The sequence below is a fragment of the Rhizobium sp. WSM4643 genome (assembly GCF_025152745.1).
GTDB lineage: Bacteria > Pseudomonadota > Alphaproteobacteria > Rhizobiales > Rhizobiaceae > Rhizobium > Rhizobium leguminosarum_I.
The window spans coordinates 2,541,945-2,559,001 of the sequence record NZ_CP104040.1; the positions used below are offsets into that span (position 1 = coordinate 2,541,945).

Annotated in this window: 21 protein-coding genes and 1 pseudogene; 11 read left to right on the forward strand and 11 right to left on the reverse strand. The window is 60.8% G+C overall.

Going from position 1 to position 17,057, the window contains the following annotated elements; all coding sequences use genetic code 11:
- The first annotated feature begins 509 nt into the window (after window positions 1–509).
- Window positions 510–941 (forward strand): nuclear transport factor 2 family protein, encoded by a 432-nt coding sequence (locus N1937_RS12825; protein ID WP_260056305.1) that lies wholly within the window; start codon window positions 510–512, stop codon window positions 939–941.
- Between the two features lie 105 nt (window positions 942–1,046).
- Here N1937_RS12825 and N1937_RS12830 read toward each other — a convergent pair whose 3' ends face one another.
- Window positions 1,047–1,481 carry a MarR family winged helix-turn-helix transcriptional regulator gene (locus N1937_RS12830; RefSeq protein WP_260056306.1) on the reverse strand — a complete coding sequence of 145 codons (435 nt, stop codon included), beginning with the start codon at window positions 1,479–1,481 and terminating at the stop codon, window positions 1,047–1,049.
- A gap of 123 nt (window positions 1,482–1,604) precedes the next feature.
- Here N1937_RS12830 and N1937_RS12835 point away from each other — a divergent pair, with 123 nt between their 5' ends.
- Window positions 1,605–1,973, forward strand: a complete 369-nt coding sequence (locus tag N1937_RS12835; protein ID WP_260056307.1) for a hypothetical protein — start codon at window positions 1,605–1,607, stop codon at window positions 1,971–1,973.
- 17 nt (window positions 1,974–1,990) lie between these two features.
- On the opposite strand, the gene N1937_RS12840 is transcribed toward N1937_RS12835, so the two are convergent.
- Complete coding sequence (locus tag N1937_RS12840; protein WP_260056308.1) at window positions 1,991–2,458, reverse strand: Lrp/AsnC family transcriptional regulator; 468 nt, start codon at window positions 2,456–2,458, stop codon at window positions 1,991–1,993.
- Window positions 2,459–2,582: 124 nt separating this feature from the next.
- On the opposite strand from N1937_RS12840, the gene N1937_RS12845 reads away from it, so the two are divergent.
- Both N1937_RS12845 and N1937_RS12850 read left to right on the forward strand, forming a co-directional pair.
- Window positions 2,583–3,794, forward strand: a complete 1,212-nt coding sequence (locus N1937_RS12845) for an argininosuccinate synthase (RefSeq protein ID WP_260056309.1) — start codon at window positions 2,583–2,585, stop codon at window positions 3,792–3,794.
- A gap of 331 nt (window positions 3,795–4,125) precedes the next feature.
- Window positions 4,126–4,299, forward strand: a complete 174-nt coding sequence (locus tag N1937_RS12850) for a hypothetical protein (RefSeq protein ID WP_260056310.1) — start codon at window positions 4,126–4,128, stop codon at window positions 4,297–4,299.
- An 89-nt stretch (window positions 4,300–4,388) separates the two neighbouring features.
- Here N1937_RS12850 and N1937_RS12855 read toward each other — a convergent pair whose 3' ends face one another.
- Window positions 4,389–4,979: a TetR/AcrR family transcriptional regulator gene (locus N1937_RS12855; protein WP_260056311.1), complete on the reverse strand. Its 591-nt coding sequence runs from the start codon at window positions 4,977–4,979 to the stop codon at window positions 4,389–4,391.
- Window positions 4,980–5,111: 132 nt separating this feature from the next.
- On the opposite strand from N1937_RS12855, the gene N1937_RS12860 reads away from it, so the two are divergent.
- Window positions 5,112–5,942, forward strand: a complete 831-nt coding sequence (locus N1937_RS12860) for a class I SAM-dependent methyltransferase (protein ID WP_260056312.1) — start codon at window positions 5,112–5,114, stop codon at window positions 5,940–5,942.
- Window positions 5,943–5,983: 41 nt separating this feature from the next.
- Here the strand turns inward: N1937_RS12860 and N1937_RS12865 are convergent, their stop codons facing one another.
- Window positions 5,984–6,367: a VOC family protein gene (locus N1937_RS12865; protein WP_017964810.1), complete on the reverse strand. Its 384-nt coding sequence runs from the start codon at window positions 6,365–6,367 to the stop codon at window positions 5,984–5,986.
- Here N1937_RS12865 and N1937_RS12870 point away from each other — a divergent pair.
- Genes N1937_RS12870 through N1937_RS12880 form a run of 3 tightly spaced genes read left to right on the forward strand, consistent with a single transcriptional unit; the run spans window position 6,366 to window position 8,296 of the window.
- Window positions 6,366–6,587: a hypothetical protein gene (locus tag N1937_RS12870; RefSeq protein ID WP_017964811.1), complete on the forward strand. Its 222-nt coding sequence runs from the start codon at window positions 6,366–6,368 to the stop codon at window positions 6,585–6,587. The genes N1937_RS12865 and N1937_RS12870 overlap by 2 nt on opposite strands.
- Complete coding sequence (ubiA, locus tag N1937_RS12875; RefSeq protein ID WP_260056313.1) at window positions 6,584–7,498, forward strand: 4-hydroxybenzoate octaprenyltransferase; 915 nt, start codon at window positions 6,584–6,586, stop codon at window positions 7,496–7,498. Before N1937_RS12870 ends, ubiA begins: the two co-directional genes overlap by 4 nt.
- Window positions 7,499–7,519: 21 nt before the next feature.
- Entirely contained in the window at window positions 7,520–8,296 is a 777-nt protein-coding gene (locus N1937_RS12880) for a phosphodiester glycosidase family protein (RefSeq protein WP_260056314.1), read from the forward strand.
- Window positions 8,297–8,324: 28 nt separating this feature from the next.
- Here the strand turns inward: N1937_RS12880 and N1937_RS12885 are convergent, their stop codons facing one another.
- The 4 genes and pseudogenes from N1937_RS12885 to N1937_RS12900 form a co-directional block, all read right to left on the reverse strand.
- The gene (locus N1937_RS12885; protein WP_260056315.1) at window positions 8,325–9,188 is read right to left on the reverse strand and encodes an endonuclease/exonuclease/phosphatase family protein; all 864 of its coding nucleotides are present in this window, start codon (window positions 9,186–9,188) and stop codon (window positions 8,325–8,327) included.
- Between the two features lie 158 nt (window positions 9,189–9,346).
- Window positions 9,347–9,943: a demethoxyubiquinone hydroxylase family protein gene (locus tag N1937_RS12890; protein ID WP_260056316.1), complete on the reverse strand. Its 597-nt coding sequence runs from the start codon at window positions 9,941–9,943 to the stop codon at window positions 9,347–9,349.
- Between the two features lie 113 nt (window positions 9,944–10,056).
- Window positions 10,057–10,698 (reverse strand): annotated as a pseudogene (locus N1937_RS12895) (glutathione S-transferase family protein).
- An 88-nt stretch (window positions 10,699–10,786) separates the two neighbouring features.
- Entirely contained in the window at window positions 10,787–12,667 is a 1,881-nt protein-coding gene (locus N1937_RS12900; RefSeq protein ID WP_260056317.1) for an ABC transporter ATP-binding protein, read from the reverse strand.
- Between the two features lie 238 nt (window positions 12,668–12,905).
- Here N1937_RS12900 and N1937_RS12905 point away from each other — a divergent pair, with 238 nt between their 5' ends.
- Window positions 12,906–13,307, forward strand: coding sequence for a GFA family protein (locus tag N1937_RS12905; RefSeq protein ID WP_020486097.1), 402 nt, complete (start codon window positions 12,906–12,908; stop codon window positions 13,305–13,307).
- Between the two features lie 64 nt (window positions 13,308–13,371).
- Here the strand turns inward: N1937_RS12905 and N1937_RS12910 are convergent, their stop codons facing one another.
- The 3 genes from N1937_RS12910 to N1937_RS12920 form a co-directional block, all read right to left on the reverse strand.
- Window positions 13,372–13,845: a VOC family protein gene (locus N1937_RS12910; RefSeq protein ID WP_162117388.1), complete on the reverse strand. Its 474-nt coding sequence runs from the start codon at window positions 13,843–13,845 to the stop codon at window positions 13,372–13,374.
- Window positions 13,846–14,120: 275 nt separating this feature from the next.
- A complete protein-coding gene (locus tag N1937_RS12915) occupies window positions 14,121–15,125 on the reverse strand; it encodes a carbon-nitrogen hydrolase family protein (RefSeq protein WP_260056318.1) in 1,005 nt (334 codons plus the stop codon).
- Between the two features lie 223 nt (window positions 15,126–15,348).
- Window positions 15,349–15,714, reverse strand: a complete 366-nt coding sequence (locus tag N1937_RS12920; protein ID WP_260056319.1) for a VOC family protein — start codon at window positions 15,712–15,714, stop codon at window positions 15,349–15,351.
- Window positions 15,715–15,906: 192 nt separating this feature from the next.
- On the opposite strand from N1937_RS12920, the gene N1937_RS12925 reads away from it, so the two are divergent.
- Window positions 15,907–16,122, forward strand: a complete 216-nt coding sequence (locus N1937_RS12925; protein ID WP_170255228.1) for a hypothetical protein — start codon at window positions 15,907–15,909, stop codon at window positions 16,120–16,122.
- A gap of 150 nt (window positions 16,123–16,272) precedes the next feature.
- Window positions 16,273–17,043 carry a 4-hydroxy-tetrahydrodipicolinate reductase gene (gene dapB, locus N1937_RS12930; RefSeq protein ID WP_222294767.1) on the forward strand — a complete coding sequence of 257 codons (771 nt, stop codon included), beginning with the start codon at window positions 16,273–16,275 and terminating at the stop codon, window positions 17,041–17,043.
- Window positions 17,044–17,057 lie beyond the last annotated feature (14 nt).

Sequence of the window (17,057 nt, forward strand, 5' to 3'; positions counted from 1 at the left end):
CATTAATGAGTTAGATCAATTTTAAGTGGTTTCCCTGATTTGCATACAGGCGTGTTCACCCACCTGCTCGGAGCCGCCGATCTCGGCCATGATCCAGTCTCGAAACGCCTTGATCTTGCGCTGCTGGATCGCCGGGCGGATGGACCAGGAAGTACCGGGAGGAACATGTCAGCGCCCGTCTGAAAGGCCTGACCAGTCGGCCCGCGGCAAGGTCGGCGGCGACGAGCATCGTGCGCCCCAAAACCACGCCTTCTCCCTGTACTGCGGATTCGAGGCGAAGCTAGCAGAGTCGAAGGTCAGGCCGCTCTTCGGATCGACATCCCTGACAGCCTATGCCGGCTAATGCATCTCGCCCAAAGTGTGCGGCGGTTTTGGGATCGCGATATGCATCACAGAGAGACTAAAGCGCGGCGCCTTTAATCTCATTGAACTCTTGGCTGGCATTGGCAATTGCAAGACGCACAAGCATACTGCTACCCGGGATGCCCCATTGAAAGTGAGGGTGATCGATGGAGACTGCGGTCAGGAACCTGTTCGCGCGATATCAGCGGTTCTTCAATCGCGCGCTGAATGGTGATGTGGACTTGGATGCGAACGCGTCGTTCTACGCTTCCGCGTTCATCGCAGCCTCGCCCGCCGGGGTCATGGCCGGAAAAAACGACGATCAACTCGGACGGCTCATGGAGCAGGGCTATGAGCGGTACCGAGCGACAGGAACGAAAGAGATGCGGATACGCGATCTCAGGCTCTCCCCGATCGATGAGTGTCATTGCATGGCTCACGTTGCCTGGACGGGGATCTACTCTCGACGGGATGCGCCGGATATCTCGATAGATTTCGATGTCCATTATCTCGTTCAGAAGCTGAATGGAGAGCCGAAGATATTTGGTTGGGTTTCTGGCGACGAGCAGGCGCTCTTGAAAGAATATGGAATCGTCTGACACAGGGCGTCCGCAATCGCGCAAAAACAAAAAGTAGACCACCTCCGTGCCACGGAGAACCAGGAGTGATCTAGCCTCCGCAACGACGATACGATCCCTCGCCCGTCAGTGCCCGCCTTCGGTCTTGGCAAGCAGCCTGGCCAGTTCTTCAAGCTCTCCTGCCGAAAGGTGCCGGAGTTCCACCGGCGGGCGATAATGCTCCGCCAAAAGCTCATCCTTGGTGGCTGCGCCCTTCCCGGTCAGTTGTACCAGCTTGACGCGGCGGTCGTGTTCCGGCGTCACGCGTTCGGCAAGGCCCGCTCGCCCCAGCCGATCGACCAGCCACGTCGCAGTCGAGGCGTCGCATCCCCATTGACGGGCGAGCGCGCTGATCGGCTCCCCCTCGTCGTGCAAGGTGAACAGAGCCCTGGAATCGTTTGGCGTCAGCCCCCTCGCCTGAAGGCTTTCCAGCCGCTGTGGCGCCGATTTCATCAAGAGATCGAACATCATCCGCCACGCCGAGGCGGCGGCTTTGGCATGGCGGTCGCAGGCAGAAGGCATCAAATATCCTCGCAACACACTTGATAAATAGTTTTATTATTCAAATTATCGTATCGATCAAACCTTATTGGCGATTTCCCCCGGAAGGCCCATTGGGCGTCCACCTTGCCAAGGAGCCATGCCATGCGTTCAGCCGTCGCGATCCTCTTCCTAATCGAAACCTGTCTTTATGCCATTGCCTCGCTCACCCATGCCGGGTTCGTCCTCGAAGGCCACGAACACCGGCAGGCGATGATTGCCGAAGCGGTGATAACAGCTGCCCTCCTTCTCGGCCTGATCTCGCTCGGCCTTGACCGATCGTGGAGCCGAACGGCTGCGATCTCGGCCCAGTCCTTCGCCCTCCTCGGCACTCTCATCGGCGCCTTCACCATCGCCGTCGGCGTCGGCCCGCAAACCACGCTCGATTACATCACCCATGGCGTGATGATCCTGCTCCTCGTCACTGGCCTCGTCTGGCTGGCAAGGAGCCGGAGCGCCTCTTCTCTCGGATAGGGATCGGGCCACGACGCCTATCTCAACGGCAGTTCGAAGCTTCGCTTCAGCGTTTCCATCGGCACGTCGGTCTTGACGCTGAGGATGCTCGGAATGCGCATCAGGTGATCGGCCTGAAAACGCCAATAGCTATGCAGATTGGCGGTGACGATCCGAAGCACAGCGTCGCATTCCCCTGTCGTCAGGTAGCATTCCATTACCTCGGGAAACCGCCTGACGGCTTCGGCGAAGCGGAGTGTGACCTCGGCATCCTGGGTCTTAAACCAGACGCGGGCAAAAACCGTCAGCCCCACCCCGACCTTTGCAGGGTCCAGCACGGCGACGTAGCGATCGATGATCCCAGCCTCTTCCAGCAGCCGGACGCGACGCAGGCACGGTGACGGCGACAGGCCTACCTCCTTCGCCAGACCGACGTTCGAAATACGCCCGTCACGCTGAAGCACGCGCAGGATATTGCGGTCGATCGGGTCCAGGATGACTGGCATTTCATAGCTCCGATTCAAACTGTAGTGGCATGATATGCTAAACTTTTGCAATTTCCCGGATGTTTCGCAAGCTCATTGCGCAGGACTTCGCCTATCGTACCAGCATCGAGATGGAGATGGGTTGATGACCAAGATAGAGAAAATTGTGCTTTCTTATTCGGGCGGACTGGATACCTCGATCATCCTCAAATGGTTGCAGGAGACCTACGGATGCGAGGTGGTGACTTTCACCGCCGATCTCGGCCAGGGCGAGGAGTTCGAGCCGGCGCAAGCCAAGGCGGAGATGGCGGGGGTCAGGGACATCCGCATCGTCGATCTGCGCGAGGAATTCGTCAGCGACTTCGTCTTTCCGATGCTGCGGGCGAACGCGCTCTATGAGGGGCAGTACCTGCTGGGCAGTTCTATCGCACGGCCGCTGATTGCCAAGCACCTGGTCGGCATAGCCCGGGAAGTCGGCGCGGATGCCATTGCCCACGGTGCGACAGGCAAGGGCAATGATCAGCTCCGTTTCGAGCTGGCCGTCAATGCGCTCGACCCGTCGATTAAGGTCATTGCTCCCTGGCGCCAATGGAACATCCGCTCCCGCATGCAGCTTCTGGAATATGCCGAGAAGCATCGGATCCCGGTGCCGAGCGATAAGCGCGGCGAGGCGCCGTTCTCGATCGACGCCAACCTGCTGCACACCTCGACCGAAGGCAAGAGTCTCGAAAATCCGGCGGAAGTCGCGCCCGATCATATCTATCAGCGCACGGTCGATCCCGTCGACGCGCCCGATGCCCCCGAGATCATCACCATCGGTTTCGAGAGGGGTGATCCAGTTTCGGTGAACGGCAAGGCCATGACGCCGGCTGCATTGCTGACCGAGCTCAATGGACTGGGCGGCCGGCATGGTGTCGGGCGGCTCGATCTCGTTGAAAACCGCTTCATCGGCATGAAGTCGAGGGGAATTTACGAAACGCGGGGAGGGACCATCCTGCTCGCGGCGCATCGCGGCATCGAATCGATCACGCTCGATCGCGCCGCCGCCCATCTGAAGGACGAGATCATGCCCCGCTACGCCGAGCTGATCTACAACGGCTTCTGGTTCGCTCCCGAGCGCGAAATGCTGCAAGCCCTGATCGACCAGAGCCAGGCTTTCGTCAGCGGCGAAGTGACACTCAGGCTCTACAAGGGAAGCGCCTCGGTCATCTCCCGCGCCTCCCCCTGCTCACTCTACTCCGCCGACCTCGTCACCTTTGAAGAAAGCGCAATCGCCTTCGATCATCACGACGCGGAAGGCTTCATCAGGCTCAATGGATTACGGCTCAGGAGTTGGGCCGCCCGTAACGGCAGATGACCGCCCGATCTTACGTTAGCCAGCGCACTTAACGCTCAAGGCGCTCCCAACGCCTTTCCCCGGCAACTTCGACCGCGGAAACCGACGAAACGAGCCCGTTCGGATCTTGAGGGATAGGTCAATGCCACATTGACGGCATATTCCCTCGCGGCTGGCCGAAGCGGTCAAGGCATCCATGGAGATGCCCCGGATCTAATTTCAAACGATTTTAAAATAGCCGCTCCGAAAGCTAATCGATTTTAATTTTATCGTTAAATTTTTCTTGTTGCAGCGCAAAAGAATTTAGACATTAATTTATGCGGATGCTCAGTTTATTCGTTGGAGAACTCGCATGACTGTGACATTTCCGCTAACCGAGAAGCGCGACGCCGAGACATTGCTGAAACACCTGACGTCGCACAATCTCAGCATTCCGGGAAACTGCGTCGTGTCGCTCAAGGCGCACGTTGCCCAGGTCTCATCTCCTCATACGACCGCACTCGGCACCGCCCGTACCGCCTGGTAGGAATTGAACGTCCCGGCATCGCCGTCCACAATAGGATCCAAGTGATCCTGGCTGGATCGCCTATGCGAGATGGATAAAGCCGGCGCGTGTTATCTCGCGGCAGGCAGCCCCATGCCCACGAGCTTCAGGATATCCTCGACCTTGGCGTCGGGGTCGGCACCGGGTTCGACCTGACCGTCGATCATCAGCAAGGCAAGACCATGCGTCAGCGACCAGAGAAAGAGCGCGGCGTTCGGCACGTCTCCGGGTGTCAGCCGCTTTTCGAGGTCGTCCTTCATCTGCCGATAGACCTCAATCCGCAGGGCGCGTATCGCCTCGTTTCCTTTGGAATAGGCCTGAAAGCCCTCCCCGAACATCAGCCGGTAGAGACCGGGATTCGCGCGAGCAAAGGCGACATAGGCGATGCCGCCGGCGAGCAGATGACGCCGAGGACCGGCTAGCGCCGCATCGATGCCTTCGCTCAGCTCGGCAAACCCTTGTTCGGCGAGTGCCGCCGCGATGGCGTCCAAGCTGTTGAAATAATGGTATGCCGCCGGAGCCGAGACGCCGGCGCGGCGGCCGATCTCACGCATGCTCAGCGCCGCCGGGCCTCGCTCCTCCAGCAGCGCCCTCGCCACGGACAGCAGTGTGGGGCGCAAATTGCCGTGATGATAGCGGGGCGATCCGTCGTATGTGGCCATGTCTCGATCTAATCTTTACAGTGTTAAAATCATGCTCTAGTCTTCCCGTAGTGACAAGGTATCCGCCGCGGTTCGGGTGCCGGCAAGCTTCCCGCCGGCGCCAGCAGCAGATTTACAGAGAAAGAGGCCTTCATGCGAGCATCCGAACCAAGCCGCACCGCGATGGGTGCGGCAGCCTATCGAGCAGCACATCAGAGCGCGGATGGCGGCGCCATCTTCTTGGACCCCTATGCCCGCCGCATCCTCGGCGAGGCGGGCTGCGCCGAGGCAGATTTGAAAGCCCAGGACCCCGCCACGCGATCCTTTCGCCTGTTCATGGCGGCGCGAAGCCGATATGCCGAAGACTGCCCTGGCCTCTCCGTCGCAAGGGGCGTCAGGCAAGCCGTCGTCCTCGGCGCCGGGCTCGACACCTTTGCATTGCGCAATCCCCATGCCGGCCTGAAAGTCTTCGAAGTCGATCATCCCGCCACGCAGAGCTGGAAGCAGATGCGGCTCAGCGAGATCGGACTGACGCAAAGCCTGCCGACATTCGTTCCTGTCGATTTCGAACATGAGGATTTGAAAACGCGTCTCGTCGATTCCGGCTTCGAGCCCGAGGCACCGTCCTTCTTCATCTGGCTTGGCGTCGTGCCATATCTCACGGAGGCGTCGGTCTTTGCCTTGCTACGCTTCGTCGCCGGCCTGCCGAGCGCATCCATCGTCTTCGACTACAGCGAACCCCTCGAAAACTATTCGCCCGAACGCCGCGCCCGCGCCGCGGAAATGGGCGCGCGCACAGCCGCAGCCGGCGAGCCGTGGCTGACGCACTTCGATCCCGAGGATCTTGCGAACCGATTGCTGAGCCTGGGCTTTACATCCCTGGCAGATATCGGCCCGACCGAAATGGCAAGACGCTTCTTCGGCCTGCCCCGGGATGCGCCGGACCGCGGCGCCGGTCCCCACGTCATATTCGCCGGCAAATAGGAAAATCCCCGAGACGTCGAGTTGCGGCAATCGAGCTGACCTCAGCTATTGTAGACGATAGCAATCTTGTTTCCGGTGGGGTCGCGCACGTAGGCGGAATACCAGTTCGGCCCGTAGTGCGGACGTAAACCAGGTGCGCCCTCGTCCGTTCCGCCGTTCGTCATGGCAGCATCGTAAAACGCATCCACCTCGGCGCGGGACTTGGCCATGAATGCGACCATCGAGCCATTTCCGGCGCTCGCCGGTTCGCCGTTGAACGGTTCGCAAACCCATAGAACGAAACCGTCACCCTTCCCGCCTTCGGAATAGGCGCTCCATCCGGGAAATTCCCGATGTTTGCTCCAACCGATCGTTGCCAGGGTCGCATCATAAAAACCATTCGATTTGACGGAATCGAGTGCACCGACGGTTGCGTAGACGCTCATGATCTTCCCTTCTGCTGCTCCAAGATCGGAAGAATTCATACCGCAAGCATGCGAACGCAACAAGAACAGTTGGCCGCATTTTCCGCAGAAGGTCAGCGACCAATCGCAACGGACGGTTATTGCCGTGTCTGCAAAAATTCCTATTCTGGGCAGCGCCGCTGGCGACAAAAACCTGAGGCTTCATGGCTATTTGCGACAGGAAATTTGGATCACATCATGACGACTCTGAGCCGCCCCGATCTCAGCGATATCCACCGTGGCGACTGGGTGGATCGCCGGCTGCCCATCGCATGGCGGCCATATGCGCGGTTGGCGCGGCTGGATCGCCCGGTCGGAATATGGCTGACGCTCTTCCCGTGCTGGGCCGCCCTTATCCAGGCATCACACGGTCACCCGGATCTCAGGCAATTGGCAATCTTCTCTCTCGGCGCTCTTCTGATGAGAAGCGCTGGGTCCACGGTCAACGACATCGCCGATCGGAAGTTTGACGGCCATGTCGAGCGGACCCGCTTTCGACCTCTGGCAAGTGGAGAGATCGTCACGCGACAGGCCTTTATCTTCCTGACCGTTGAACTCGCACTGGCGGCTTCGCTTCTGTTTTTCCTGACGCCCCACACGCGCCTCATCGCGATATGTGTCCTGCCGCTTGTCTTCGTCTATCCACTCTGCAAGCGTTTCACTCACTGGCCCCAGGCCGTCCTGGGCGCGGCGTTCAACTGGGGGATCCTGATGGCATGGGCCGAGGCTGCCGGACATATCCCGGTGGGCGCCCTGCTGATGTGGGCCGGGGCCATCGCCTGGCAGATCGGCTATGATACGATCTATGCCTATGTCGATCTGAAGGACGACACCCGTCTTGGCCTGAAATCGACGGCAATCCTGTTCGGCCGGCACGGCCAGACCTTGATCGGCCTGTTTTATGCCCTGGCGGTCGGCGCGTGGTCGCTCGGAGGCTGGCTGTTGGAAATGTCGCCGCCTTATACGATCGGAATGCTGGTGATCGCCGTCCATCTTGCCTGGCAGACCTGGCGGATCGATCTTGCCCGCCCGGAGGTGAACTATCGCCTGTTCCTGGCGAATATCCTGACCGGGGTGTTGCTCGCCTGCACGACTTTGTCAGGCACATGGTAGGCAGCTCGAGGACGTGACACCATGATCCATCTCAAACACGGCATATTCGCCGCGGCCATCATGCTGGCAGCAACGATGACATCCCTGCATCAGGCGCATGCGCAACCATGCGAGCAGGAAGGCTTCGAAGAAGCGAAATACGTCGTCTGCACGTTGGAGCCGGGCAAAGCCGACTTGCGATTGTTCTGGAAAAACGCCGAAGGCGCGCCGTACCGCACTTTTTCAAGCCTTGCCCAAGCCGTTCGCGCCGAGGGGCGAACGCTGGCCTTGGCCGTCAACGCCGGGATGTACCAGGCCGATTTTTCGCCGATGGGACTTTATGTCGAGAACGGCAGGGAATTGCAGCCCGCCAATACGACAAAGGCCGAAAGCTCCGCCGGTCAGGTGCCGAATTTCTACAAGAAGCCGAACGGCGTGTTCTTTCTGGGTGAGGCAGGTGCCGGGATACTGCCGAGCGATGAATTTCTGAAGCGTCGGCCCAAGATGCGGTTCGCCACGCAATCCGGCCCGATGCTTGTCATCGCCAACAAGCTGAACCCGATCTTCATCGTCGGCTCGACGGACCGAACCCGCCGCAGCGGTGTCGGCGTCTGCGAGCATGGCACGGTTCGTTTCGCGATCAGCGAAGACGGCGTGAATTTCCACGATTTCGCACGGCTCTTCCGCGACCACCTGAAATGCCCCGATGCCTTGTTTCTCGATGGCGGACGCGGTGTCGGACTTTACAATCCGGCAATAGGCCGCAACGACCGATCCTGGCACGGCGGCTACGGCCCCATTTTCGGGCTTGTCGAGTAGCGCACCGGGGCAGGTGCCCACGATCCCGTCAGCCGGCCTTTGCATTTGGCCGGACGTCGATATCGACCATGACCCCGTAGTGATCGCTTGGCCATATTCCATCCACCGGCCGATCGAGGACGCATTCGGCCGACTGGATCTCTGCCCGACCCTTGGGATGCGCATCCCACGATCCGACCAGCACGTAGTCAAATCGTCGATGATAGTTTCTCTGTCCGATGATCCGTTCGGCGCCAGCCATGGCGTTCGGGTTGACGCCGGTCCAGGTCTTGCCGGTCCCGATACCGGCTATTTCCCAGGCATCGTAATAGCAGACGCTTCTTCCCTCGAGTGACTGTCGCCCGGTCAGGAACCGTATAGATGCGGCATCCGGTTCTGCATTGAGGTCGCCGGCAATCAAGGTCGGCAGGACCTGCCGATGCCTAGCGTCGAGATCGCTGATCGCAACTGCATGACGCTCGCGCGCAACCTCGGCAGCCGGGCGCCAGGCCGCAGTCGTCGCAATGAAGAGCAGGCTGCCAACATCCCCAAGATTCACGACAGCGGCAAGGGTCGCCCAGGGCACATCAGGCGCCTGTGGCATTCTTGGATCGAGCACCTCGACAACCCTATGCGGCCAGCGGGTCGCGATCGCCGTGCCGCCATATCTGTCGGAATAAGCCGGCTGGAAAGCCTGCACGTCCTGTTGGTGCGTAATGTGCACCTCGAGCCCGTCGACGATGGTATCGAGGCTCGCCTTCTCGCGCGTTTGAATGACCTCCTGCAATGCCAGAAGATCGGGCTTCAGACGGCGAAGCTCCTGATTGATAATCTGATGCCGCCGGCTGTCGCCCTCGACATTCCAGACATTGAACGTGATCACCCGCACGTGCATGGCTTTGGACCTGCTCACTTGGAATGCGAGTCAAAGCAGCGGAAGGCGCATATGTTCCCTCCACTGCATAATTCTTGAAATCGGAATCGATTGAAGGATAAAATTATCCAGCAATTCAAAGCGCTACATCCAAGGGCTGCCCCCGACAGCGGCAAGCCGTCGTCTTCACAGCAAGACTAGCCCCTCCCCGCACGCGCAATTTCGGCGCGCATCCAGCTCGAATCTCCCCAGGTGGAGAGCCAGATCATCAGGTCGGTCAGGGCGCCGACGATGGGCAGGAGCAGGGCGTGGCTGAGGCCCCGCCCTTTCTGGCTGCTTTCGGCCGTCCTGAGATGCGCCAGTTCCTGTCCCTGGATCGACGCGATGAGGGCGTGAAGCTCGGGATCGCGCTTTGCAAGGAAAGCCAACTGGTCTTCGAGATGGCAATGGACCGTGCTTTCGACTGCCTCGGTGCAAATCCAGATCATGTTGCGCCCGGCAAGCGCCGTCAGGAAGCCGAGCACAGAACCGCCGAGGCTCCAGAATGCTATGACACGGCAGGGTTTGGCGCTCCTTGCAGGCATCGCCTCGCGAAACAGGCGGCAATGGTCGATCTCGTCCCGACGCATCTCTTCAAGCGCCGGCACGATGTCGGGAAACAGCCGCCGGGCCACCAGGATCTGGGCGCCATAGATCCTGATAGCGCCGAACTCGCCCGCATGGTTGACCTTCAGAATGCGACGGATGGTGACATCGGGGTCGCGCCTGCCCGACCTGCTCGACGAATTGATCATGACTACCCTGCCCCGGTTCCCTTGCGGGCAATAGGCAGGACGGCCGCCGTGGCCGTCAAGGGGTGCGGCGACGGAGAAGGTCCCGGTCTCCTACGCTTTGAGCGCCGGCCTGCTCAGTCTGCCGCGGCAAAATGGGCGATCTGGTCGGCATGCGCCTTTGCGAAAGATGGGCGGGCCGTGGCGCGCGCGACATAATCACGGCAGGCGGGATATTCCGCCAACCCGTCGAACCGGTTGATGAGGCGCAGCACATCGGCCATGAGGATATCGGCGACGGAGAAGGTGCCCGCCAGCCATTCGCGCCCTGCCAGGACCGGCTCCATGTGCTTCAGCCGGTGGTCCTTGAGAAACGAGTCCATGAGCCCATATGCCGGCGCATCACCCGTGATGCCGGAGAAGATCAGTATCGACCAGGGCAGGCTTGCCGCCTCGACGGAATTCAGCGCCGCAAACAGCCATTCCAAAACTTCGGCGCGACCGCGCGGATCGGCGGGCATCAGCGCGTCGCTGCGATTGCCGAGATGGAGCAGGATGGCGCCGCTCTCGAAAATCGAGATGTCGCCATCGGTCAACCACGGCACCTGGCCGAAGGGCTGGTGCGCGAAATGCTCGGGCTTGCGACCGCGAAACGGCACGCTCTCGACACGATAAGGCAGGCCGCTCTCTTCCAGCGCTCAACGCACACGCAGGTCACGCACATAACCCCTGGGAGGCTCGGGGACCCAGTCGAAGGTGGTGAGGGTAAGGTCGCCCATCCGGCATCTCCATTTTTTGTTTCACGGAAAAAGGACGGACGAACGACCCGCGTTCCGACATCACCGACAAATTCTTTCAGTCAGATGGTCAGGTCGCCGGCGAGGCCGGCAAGGGCTCATCGATGTCTTCGGGAATGAAACCGCCGGTCTGGCGTTTCCACAGGCGCGCGAACAAGCCGTCGCGTTCGACCAGTTCATCCGGCCTGCCCTCTTCCACGATGCGCCCGCGATCGAGTACGACGATCCGGTCCATCCTGGCGATGGTCGACAGGCGATGTGCAATGGCGATCACCGTCTTTCCCTCCATGACGAGGTTCAGCCTTTCCTGGATGGCGGCTTCGGATTCGCTGTCGAGGGCGGAGGTCGCTTCGTCGAGCACCAGGATCGGCGCGTCCTTCAGGAGAACGCGGGCAATGGCCACGCGCTGACGCTGGCCGCCGGAGAGCTTGATGCCGCGGTCGCCGACGAAGGCGTCATAGCCCCTGCGGCCTTCGCCGTCGGAAAGATCGGCGATGAAGGCATCGGCGCTTGCCATCTTCGCTACCGCTTCGATCTCGTCCTTCGTCGCTTCCGGCCGGCCGTAGCGGATATTATCGCCGACCGAACGGTGCAGCAGCGCGACGTCCTGCGCGATGACCCCAATGGCGCGGCGAAGGCTTGCCTGCGTGATCTCGCGGATGTCCTGCCCATCGATCAAGATCGCACCATCCTCTATGTCGTAAAAACGCAGCAGCAGACTCACCAGCGTCGTCTTGCCGGCACCGGAGAGGCCGACGAGCCCCACCTTTTCGCCGGGCCGAACGGTCAGCGACAGGTCATCGATGACAGGCTTGCCCGACTTGTAGGCGAAGCGGAGGTTCTCGAAACGGATCTCCCCGCGGCTGACCGTCAGTTCAGCCGCATCCGGCCGGTCTGTGATGGTAGGCGGCGTTGTCATGACCGGCATCGCATCCTTGATCGTGCCGAGCGCGCGGAAGACCTGCTGTCCCATCTGCAGGAATGTGAAGGACCCTGCCGAGAGGCGTTGAAGGATGTAAACCGTTGCGGCGAAATCGCCCACGGTCAGGAATCGGTCAAACAGCCCCCAGAAGCTAATGCCGAGCATGACGAGCCAGAGCACCATGTTGAGGCTGATGACGACGAGTTCGGTTGTCCGGTAGATCCGCTGCTCGTGATGAAGCGTATCGACCCCGTTGGACATGATCTTTCTCAGCGCACCCGCCTCGCTATCTTCTGCGGCGAACTGCTTGACCATCTGGATGTTGCCGTAGATGTCCGTCAGGGCACCGGAGATGAGGCTGTTCTGCTTTGCAGAGCGGCGGGCACGCTCCGTGAAATCAGGAACGACCTTGATCGTAAAGAGCACGTTGAAAGCAACCCAGACGATGACTGGCAGCGCAAGCTGCCAGGAGAGCGCGAGCAGAAGAACAATGGAGCCGATGATCTGAAGCAGGAAGCGGGGTGCCGTCTGGAACGCGATCAGGATCTGTTGCTGAACGGCACTGGCGACCTGGCCGAGCCGGGATGCGACCTGGCCGGCGAAAAGATCATGGAAGAAGGCGAGGTCCTGCCGCTCGACCGCCTTGTGCCCCTGCCATTGAATCGCAACGGGCAGGCTGATGCCGATCGTATGCGAGTTGAGAATATTGGTGATGTAGAAAAGAACGGGCATCACGGGAAAAAGCAGAAAGGCGAGGACTGCCAGCAGCCGGAATTTACTGTCGACGAAGAGCTCCACGCCTTGTGTCGTCACTCCGTCGACAATCACCGAAAGACCCCAGATGATCGTAAGGTTGATGACTTCGATGGCCATCGAGGTCAGCGCCATGGTAATGATGACGCCCCGAAACATCGCGATGAAGTGCAAAAGAACCGCGACAGGTCCCTTGGCGGGCATCGGCCGGTAGGGGATGTCGAGCGGCCGGATCAAGGTTTCGAAGGGACGGTAAATCGCATCTGAAATCGACATGGGCCACTCGGATCAAAATCGGGAGGAGGCGCGGACTCAGCTACGCTGGGTCGCAGAAAACCATCTTCACGCCGCAATCTCAATTAGAAATTTCAAAAAGCCTTACAAGCCTCACGTATCGCGAACGCCGGTTAGGAAGCCAGAGAAGCAAGCTGAGCCGGAAAGCGCCAATTGCGGTCATCGCGCGAGTGGGGCAGGATGCCGGACTTGAAGGGGGAACAGGATTGAATCGACGCTCATGCTGACGGGCTCATGTCATTGCGGCAAGGCAAGCTGGACACTCGAAGGTGATCCGGGCTCGATCACCGCCTGCAACTGCACGCTTTGCCGCCGCTACGGCACGCTGTGGGCTTATGACTACGAAGGAGAGCGCATCGCACTCGCCGGTGAGACCGCCTCTTACACCCGCGCCGACAAAGGCGAACCGTCTCTCGAAATCTTGTTCTGCCCATCCTGCGCCTGTGTCTTGAGCTGGCGCGGCCTGCGGCTTGGAAAGGATGGCCGCCGGCGCATTGCCGTCAACATGCGGCTTGCGCCGCCGGATCTCGTTCAGGACCTGCCTATCGATCATTTCGACGGCCTGGACACGTTTGAAGACCTTCCGTCCAAGGGGCGCTGCGTGCGCGATCTCTGGTTCTGAGCCGATTGCGAGTATCGACACGCGACCGGACCCCGCCAGATGCGAGACCCTGCGCAAGGCCACCTCAGCCGCGCCGGGCCGCCTCGATCGCCGCAATGTCGATCTTCCTCATGGTCATCATCGCGTCAAAAGCACGCTTTGCCTGGCCACCGCCTGCCGAAAGGGCTTCTGAGAGCACGCGCGGCGTAATCTGCCAGGACACGCCCCACTTATCCTTGCACCAGCCGCACTCACTTTCCTGACCGCCATTGCCGACGATCGCGTTCCAATAGCGGTCGGTTTCTTCCTGAGTGTCCGTTGCGATCTGAAAGGAGAAGGCTTCGTTGTGTTTGATCGCGGGACCGCCGTTCAGGCCGATGCAGGGAATACCCGCAACGGTGAATTCAACAACCAGGACGTCTCCCTGCTTGCCCTCAGGATAATCTCCCGGTGCACGAATGACAGCACGCACGGCGCTGTCGGGAAAAGTCGAGGCATAGAAGCGGGCGGCGGCCTCAGCGTCTTTGTCGTACCATACGCAGATCGTGTTCTTTGCCATTGCGCGGTCCTTTCGCACTTCGTTTCGCATTTCCCGGTGAAATAAGAAGCAAACCGTCTTTCTCCAGCCCATGGAAGCGATTTCACGCGGACGATTGCCGAGCGCTGCTAAATGATCGGGGTCCCGGGGTGACCTTTGCCACTGTTCGGATTCAATGCGTGGACTTCGGGACAAGCGCGTATGAGGCGATTGCGGAACCGCTGGTGCGGTTCCGCAAGTGCATATAGCGTCACCTGCATTCACTTTGCAGGGCATACCGCGAACGCGACGCAGCTCTAAAACCTATCCCGCCCGTCGCTGCGAGGGTCGCCGTCAACCCGATGCGGTTCGTAGAGGCCGCTCCGCGCCTTGCGCCGCCACCGCCGAGAAAGATCGCCGGGATTGTCGTCGATATCGGCAATCGATATCGCAGCCGTTTCATCCGCAGGGCATTGCGCTGCCCACCGGCCGCCGGGCGCGACTATCACGGAAGACGCCGGATCAGCCTGACCGGGATGGGCAAGGATCGAGAAGCTGACCCAGTAGCTGTTGCTTGCCGCATGCCCCTGTGCCTCGGCAGCAAAGGACGGCTCGTTGGCCGGCGAGCCGCCTGTCGTCGAGAACAGCACACAGTGGACGTCGAGCCGCTCATATTCGCTGAAAATCTCCGGATAGTGGCATTCCATGCCAAGCGCACAGCCGAAACGGATGCCGTCGACCTCGAAGGTCACGGGGATCGAACCCGGCGTGTACATGAAGGAGATCTTGGTGTTCGACAGCAGGCGCTCATCGTAACGCGTCACCAGTTCGCCGCGGTCTGAGACGACATACAGGCTGTTGTGCGGCCGGTGCGGCGCCGTCAGCGGATGCACCGAGCCGATGATCGTCCAGAGGCCGAGCTCGCGCGCCAGCTTGCGCGTTGCATCCAGCTCCTCACGCAACACGGCCCATTCGAACCGCCGCCAATCGGAGGGCCCGATCTCCCTCGGCCCGATTTCCGACATGATGCGCTTGTTCGGCGATGATGTCGTCCCTTCGGGAAAGTGGATGAGCCGTGCCCCCGCCTCTCGCGCCCGCCGCATCAGCAGGCGCATCTCCTGTCCGCTCTGGCGAAGCTTGTCGGCATCGCGTGGATCGTCTGCATGGGTGGTCTGGGCCACGGCGAGACGCAAGCGTCTTGCCTCAGGCAGTGCATCGTTCGCCGACCTGGGAAGAACATGCATGCGGGCGGTGGTGTAGGATTCACCCGTCTTGGCGGCGCGCGCACGCACCCGCCGCTTGAATTTTCCATTCTCAGTCATATCAGGGCCTCTCACGTTCCGGACATCGTTCCCCAGCAACAGGCCCGAAACATCAGGACCAAGGTTCACGACCCGAGACAAAAGTCCCTTTGCCTCCGGTTGAAGACCCTGCTTGGGAAGGTCCTGGGAGGTTCGGCGTTAGGCCACGCCGACACAAAGATGCCGAGGCGACCGCGATTCGTCAATTCGGAGAATGGCCGGGATCGGCTGCCGAGCACCTACTTCAAGCGGGCTGACCTTGATCCACCCGCCACGGCGGATCGAGGCGGTTCGAACCGGCGAAATAAAGAATGATGCGGTTGCCGCCGGGGTCGAACAGCTCGGCCTCGCGCCAGAGCCAACTCTTGTCCTCCGGTCCGGTGACGAAACAAAGACCGGCTTCGCCGAGACTGCCAACCGTCTCGTCCAGCTTCTCGCACTCGAAATACACCGTGGTTCCGCCACCGCCGCCTTCGCCCTGATGCAGGGAGAAGGTACTGTCCCCATAGCGAGGACGAGCGTCGACGACCGGACTGAGACCGAGAGCGCAGTAGAAGTTCCAGCCCGCATCGAGGTCAGGCATCGTCACGGTTACCTGGTTCAGGCGCATGATCTATCTCCTCGGCTGAGTTCGCCCAAACGGCGTGGCGGCTTGGCACCACGACATTCATAAAAACAAAGACCTGAAGCCGTCGCATGAATCAAATTCTAAGCGAACAGTTTTAGTGTCATCGATACAAAACTCGTGACAGACTATGCAAGCCACGCACACGCCGGCGCACCGATCGAGAGGGCCGAAGCCATGCACAAATTCACCGTATCAATCACCCGGGAGATTGAGGCCGACACCGCCGAGGAGGCCGCCTTGCTCATGTACCAGGAACTATCAAGGGAACCGCCCCCCGACCGCTACTGGGTCGTCGACGAGACGAACGCTGCCACAGAGGTGAAGCTGGACCGGGAAAAGGCCGACGAATTCGCCACCATCGATCACACCGCCGATCCCGGCAACTGGTAAGCGGCAGACGACCAGAGGGACCACAGGGACCATAGGAGATACGGTTTTGCGCCGGGAGCGGAATGCAGTAGTTGCAGGTCGCCTTCTCCGGCGCGAATACTGGATGCAAATAACCGTTCAGCCGGAAATATCGCGAGCCAAGGAAAGACCGTGACCTCACCAATCAAAATAGCCGTCGCCGGCGCGAATGGCCGCATGGGGCGCGCCATCTTGCCGCTGCTGGCGGCCGATCCGGCTTTTGCGTTCGTCGGCGGCATCGGCCGTGAGGGCTCCACTGACGCCGGGCTGATCGACCGTTCGACCGCGATTAAGGCGGCCGACGTGATCCTGGATTTCACGACGGGAGGTGCGGCCGCCGAACTTGCCGGCTTGTGCGCTTGGGCCGGCGGACCGGCCCTGGTGATCGGGGCGACGGGTTTCGAGCCGGATGAGTTCCAACGGATCGCAGAGGCCGCCCGCAGAATTCCGATCCTGCGCTCCGGCAACTTCTCCATCGGTGTCAACATGCTGGTCGGCCTCGTCGCCCAGGCAGCGCGCGCCCTTCCCGCGCATGGCTGGGATATCGAAATCCTCGAAGCCCATCACAACAGGAAGATCGACGCGCCGTCCGGCACGGCGCTGATGCTCGGCGAAGCCGCCGCCGAGGGCCGCGGCGTTTCCCTCGCATCCGTCGAGCGGCGCGGGCGTGACGGCATCACCGGCGAGCGGCCGCCCGGCGAAATCGGCTTCGCCGTGTTGCGCGCCGGCGGGCTGGTCGGAGAACACAGCGTCCTGTTTGCCGCCGCCGAGGAGGTCGTGACGCTCTCCCATTCGGCTCTCGACCGCGGCATGTTCGCCCGCGGCGCACTTGCCGCCGCCCGCTGGATCGCCGGGCGCGAGCCCGGCGAATACGCCATGGGGGATGTGCTGGGTCTGGCTTGAATAAGGAAAACAGG

Excerpts from the sequence above, each read along its gene's own strand:
- N1937_RS12925 (WP_170255228.1), top strand. The coding sequence starts at position 15,907 with ATGCACAAATTCACCGTATCAATCACCCGGGAGATTGAGGCCGACACC.
- N1937_RS12855 (WP_260056311.1), bottom strand. The coding sequence starts at position 4,979 with ATGGCCACATACGACGGATCGCCCCGCTATCATCACGGCAATTTGCGC.
- N1937_RS12865 (WP_017964810.1), bottom strand. The coding sequence starts at position 6,367 with ATGAGCGTCTACGCAACCGTCGGTGCACTCGATTCCGTCAAATCGAAT.
- N1937_RS12910 (WP_162117388.1), bottom strand. The coding sequence starts at position 13,845 with ATGGCAAAGAACACGATCTGCGTATGGTACGACAAAGACGCTGAGGCC.
- ubiA (WP_260056313.1), top strand. The coding sequence starts at position 6,584 with ATGACGACTCTGAGCCGCCCCGATCTCAGCGATATCCACCGTGGCGAC.
- N1937_RS12840 (WP_260056308.1), bottom strand. The coding sequence starts at position 2,458 with ATGCCAGTCATCCTGGACCCGATCGACCGCAATATCCTGCGCGTGCTT.
- N1937_RS12870 (WP_017964811.1), top strand. The coding sequence starts at position 6,366 with ATGATCTTCCCTTCTGCTGCTCCAAGATCGGAAGAATTCATACCGCAA.
- N1937_RS12850 (WP_260056310.1), top strand. The coding sequence starts at position 4,126 with ATGACTGTGACATTTCCGCTAACCGAGAAGCGCGACGCCGAGACATTG.
- N1937_RS12920 (WP_260056319.1), bottom strand. The coding sequence starts at position 15,714 with ATGCGCCTGAACCAGGTAACCGTGACGATGCCTGACCTCGATGCGGGC.
- N1937_RS12915 (WP_260056318.1), bottom strand. The coding sequence starts at position 15,125 with ATGACTGAGAATGGAAAATTCAAGCGGCGGGTGCGTGCGCGCGCCGCC.
- N1937_RS12880 (WP_260056314.1), top strand. The coding sequence starts at position 7,520 with ATGATCCATCTCAAACACGGCATATTCGCCGCGGCCATCATGCTGGCA.
- N1937_RS12905 (WP_020486097.1), top strand. The coding sequence starts at position 12,906 with ATGCTGACGGGCTCATGTCATTGCGGCAAGGCAAGCTGGACACTCGAA.
- N1937_RS12845 (WP_260056309.1), top strand. The coding sequence starts at position 2,583 with ATGACCAAGATAGAGAAAATTGTGCTTTCTTATTCGGGCGGACTGGAT.
- N1937_RS12830 (WP_260056306.1), bottom strand. The coding sequence starts at position 1,481 with ATGCCTTCTGCCTGCGACCGCCATGCCAAAGCCGCCGCCTCGGCGTGG.
- N1937_RS12825 (WP_260056305.1), top strand. The coding sequence starts at position 510 with ATGGAGACTGCGGTCAGGAACCTGTTCGCGCGATATCAGCGGTTCTTC.
- N1937_RS12900 (WP_260056317.1), bottom strand. The coding sequence starts at position 12,667 with ATGTCGATTTCAGATGCGATTTACCGTCCCTTCGAAACCTTGATCCGG.
- N1937_RS12835 (WP_260056307.1), top strand. The coding sequence starts at position 1,605 with ATGCGTTCAGCCGTCGCGATCCTCTTCCTAATCGAAACCTGTCTTTAT.
- N1937_RS12890 (WP_260056316.1), bottom strand. The coding sequence starts at position 9,943 with ATGATCAATTCGTCGAGCAGGTCGGGCAGGCGCGACCCCGATGTCACC.
- N1937_RS12860 (WP_260056312.1), top strand. The coding sequence starts at position 5,112 with ATGCGAGCATCCGAACCAAGCCGCACCGCGATGGGTGCGGCAGCCTAT.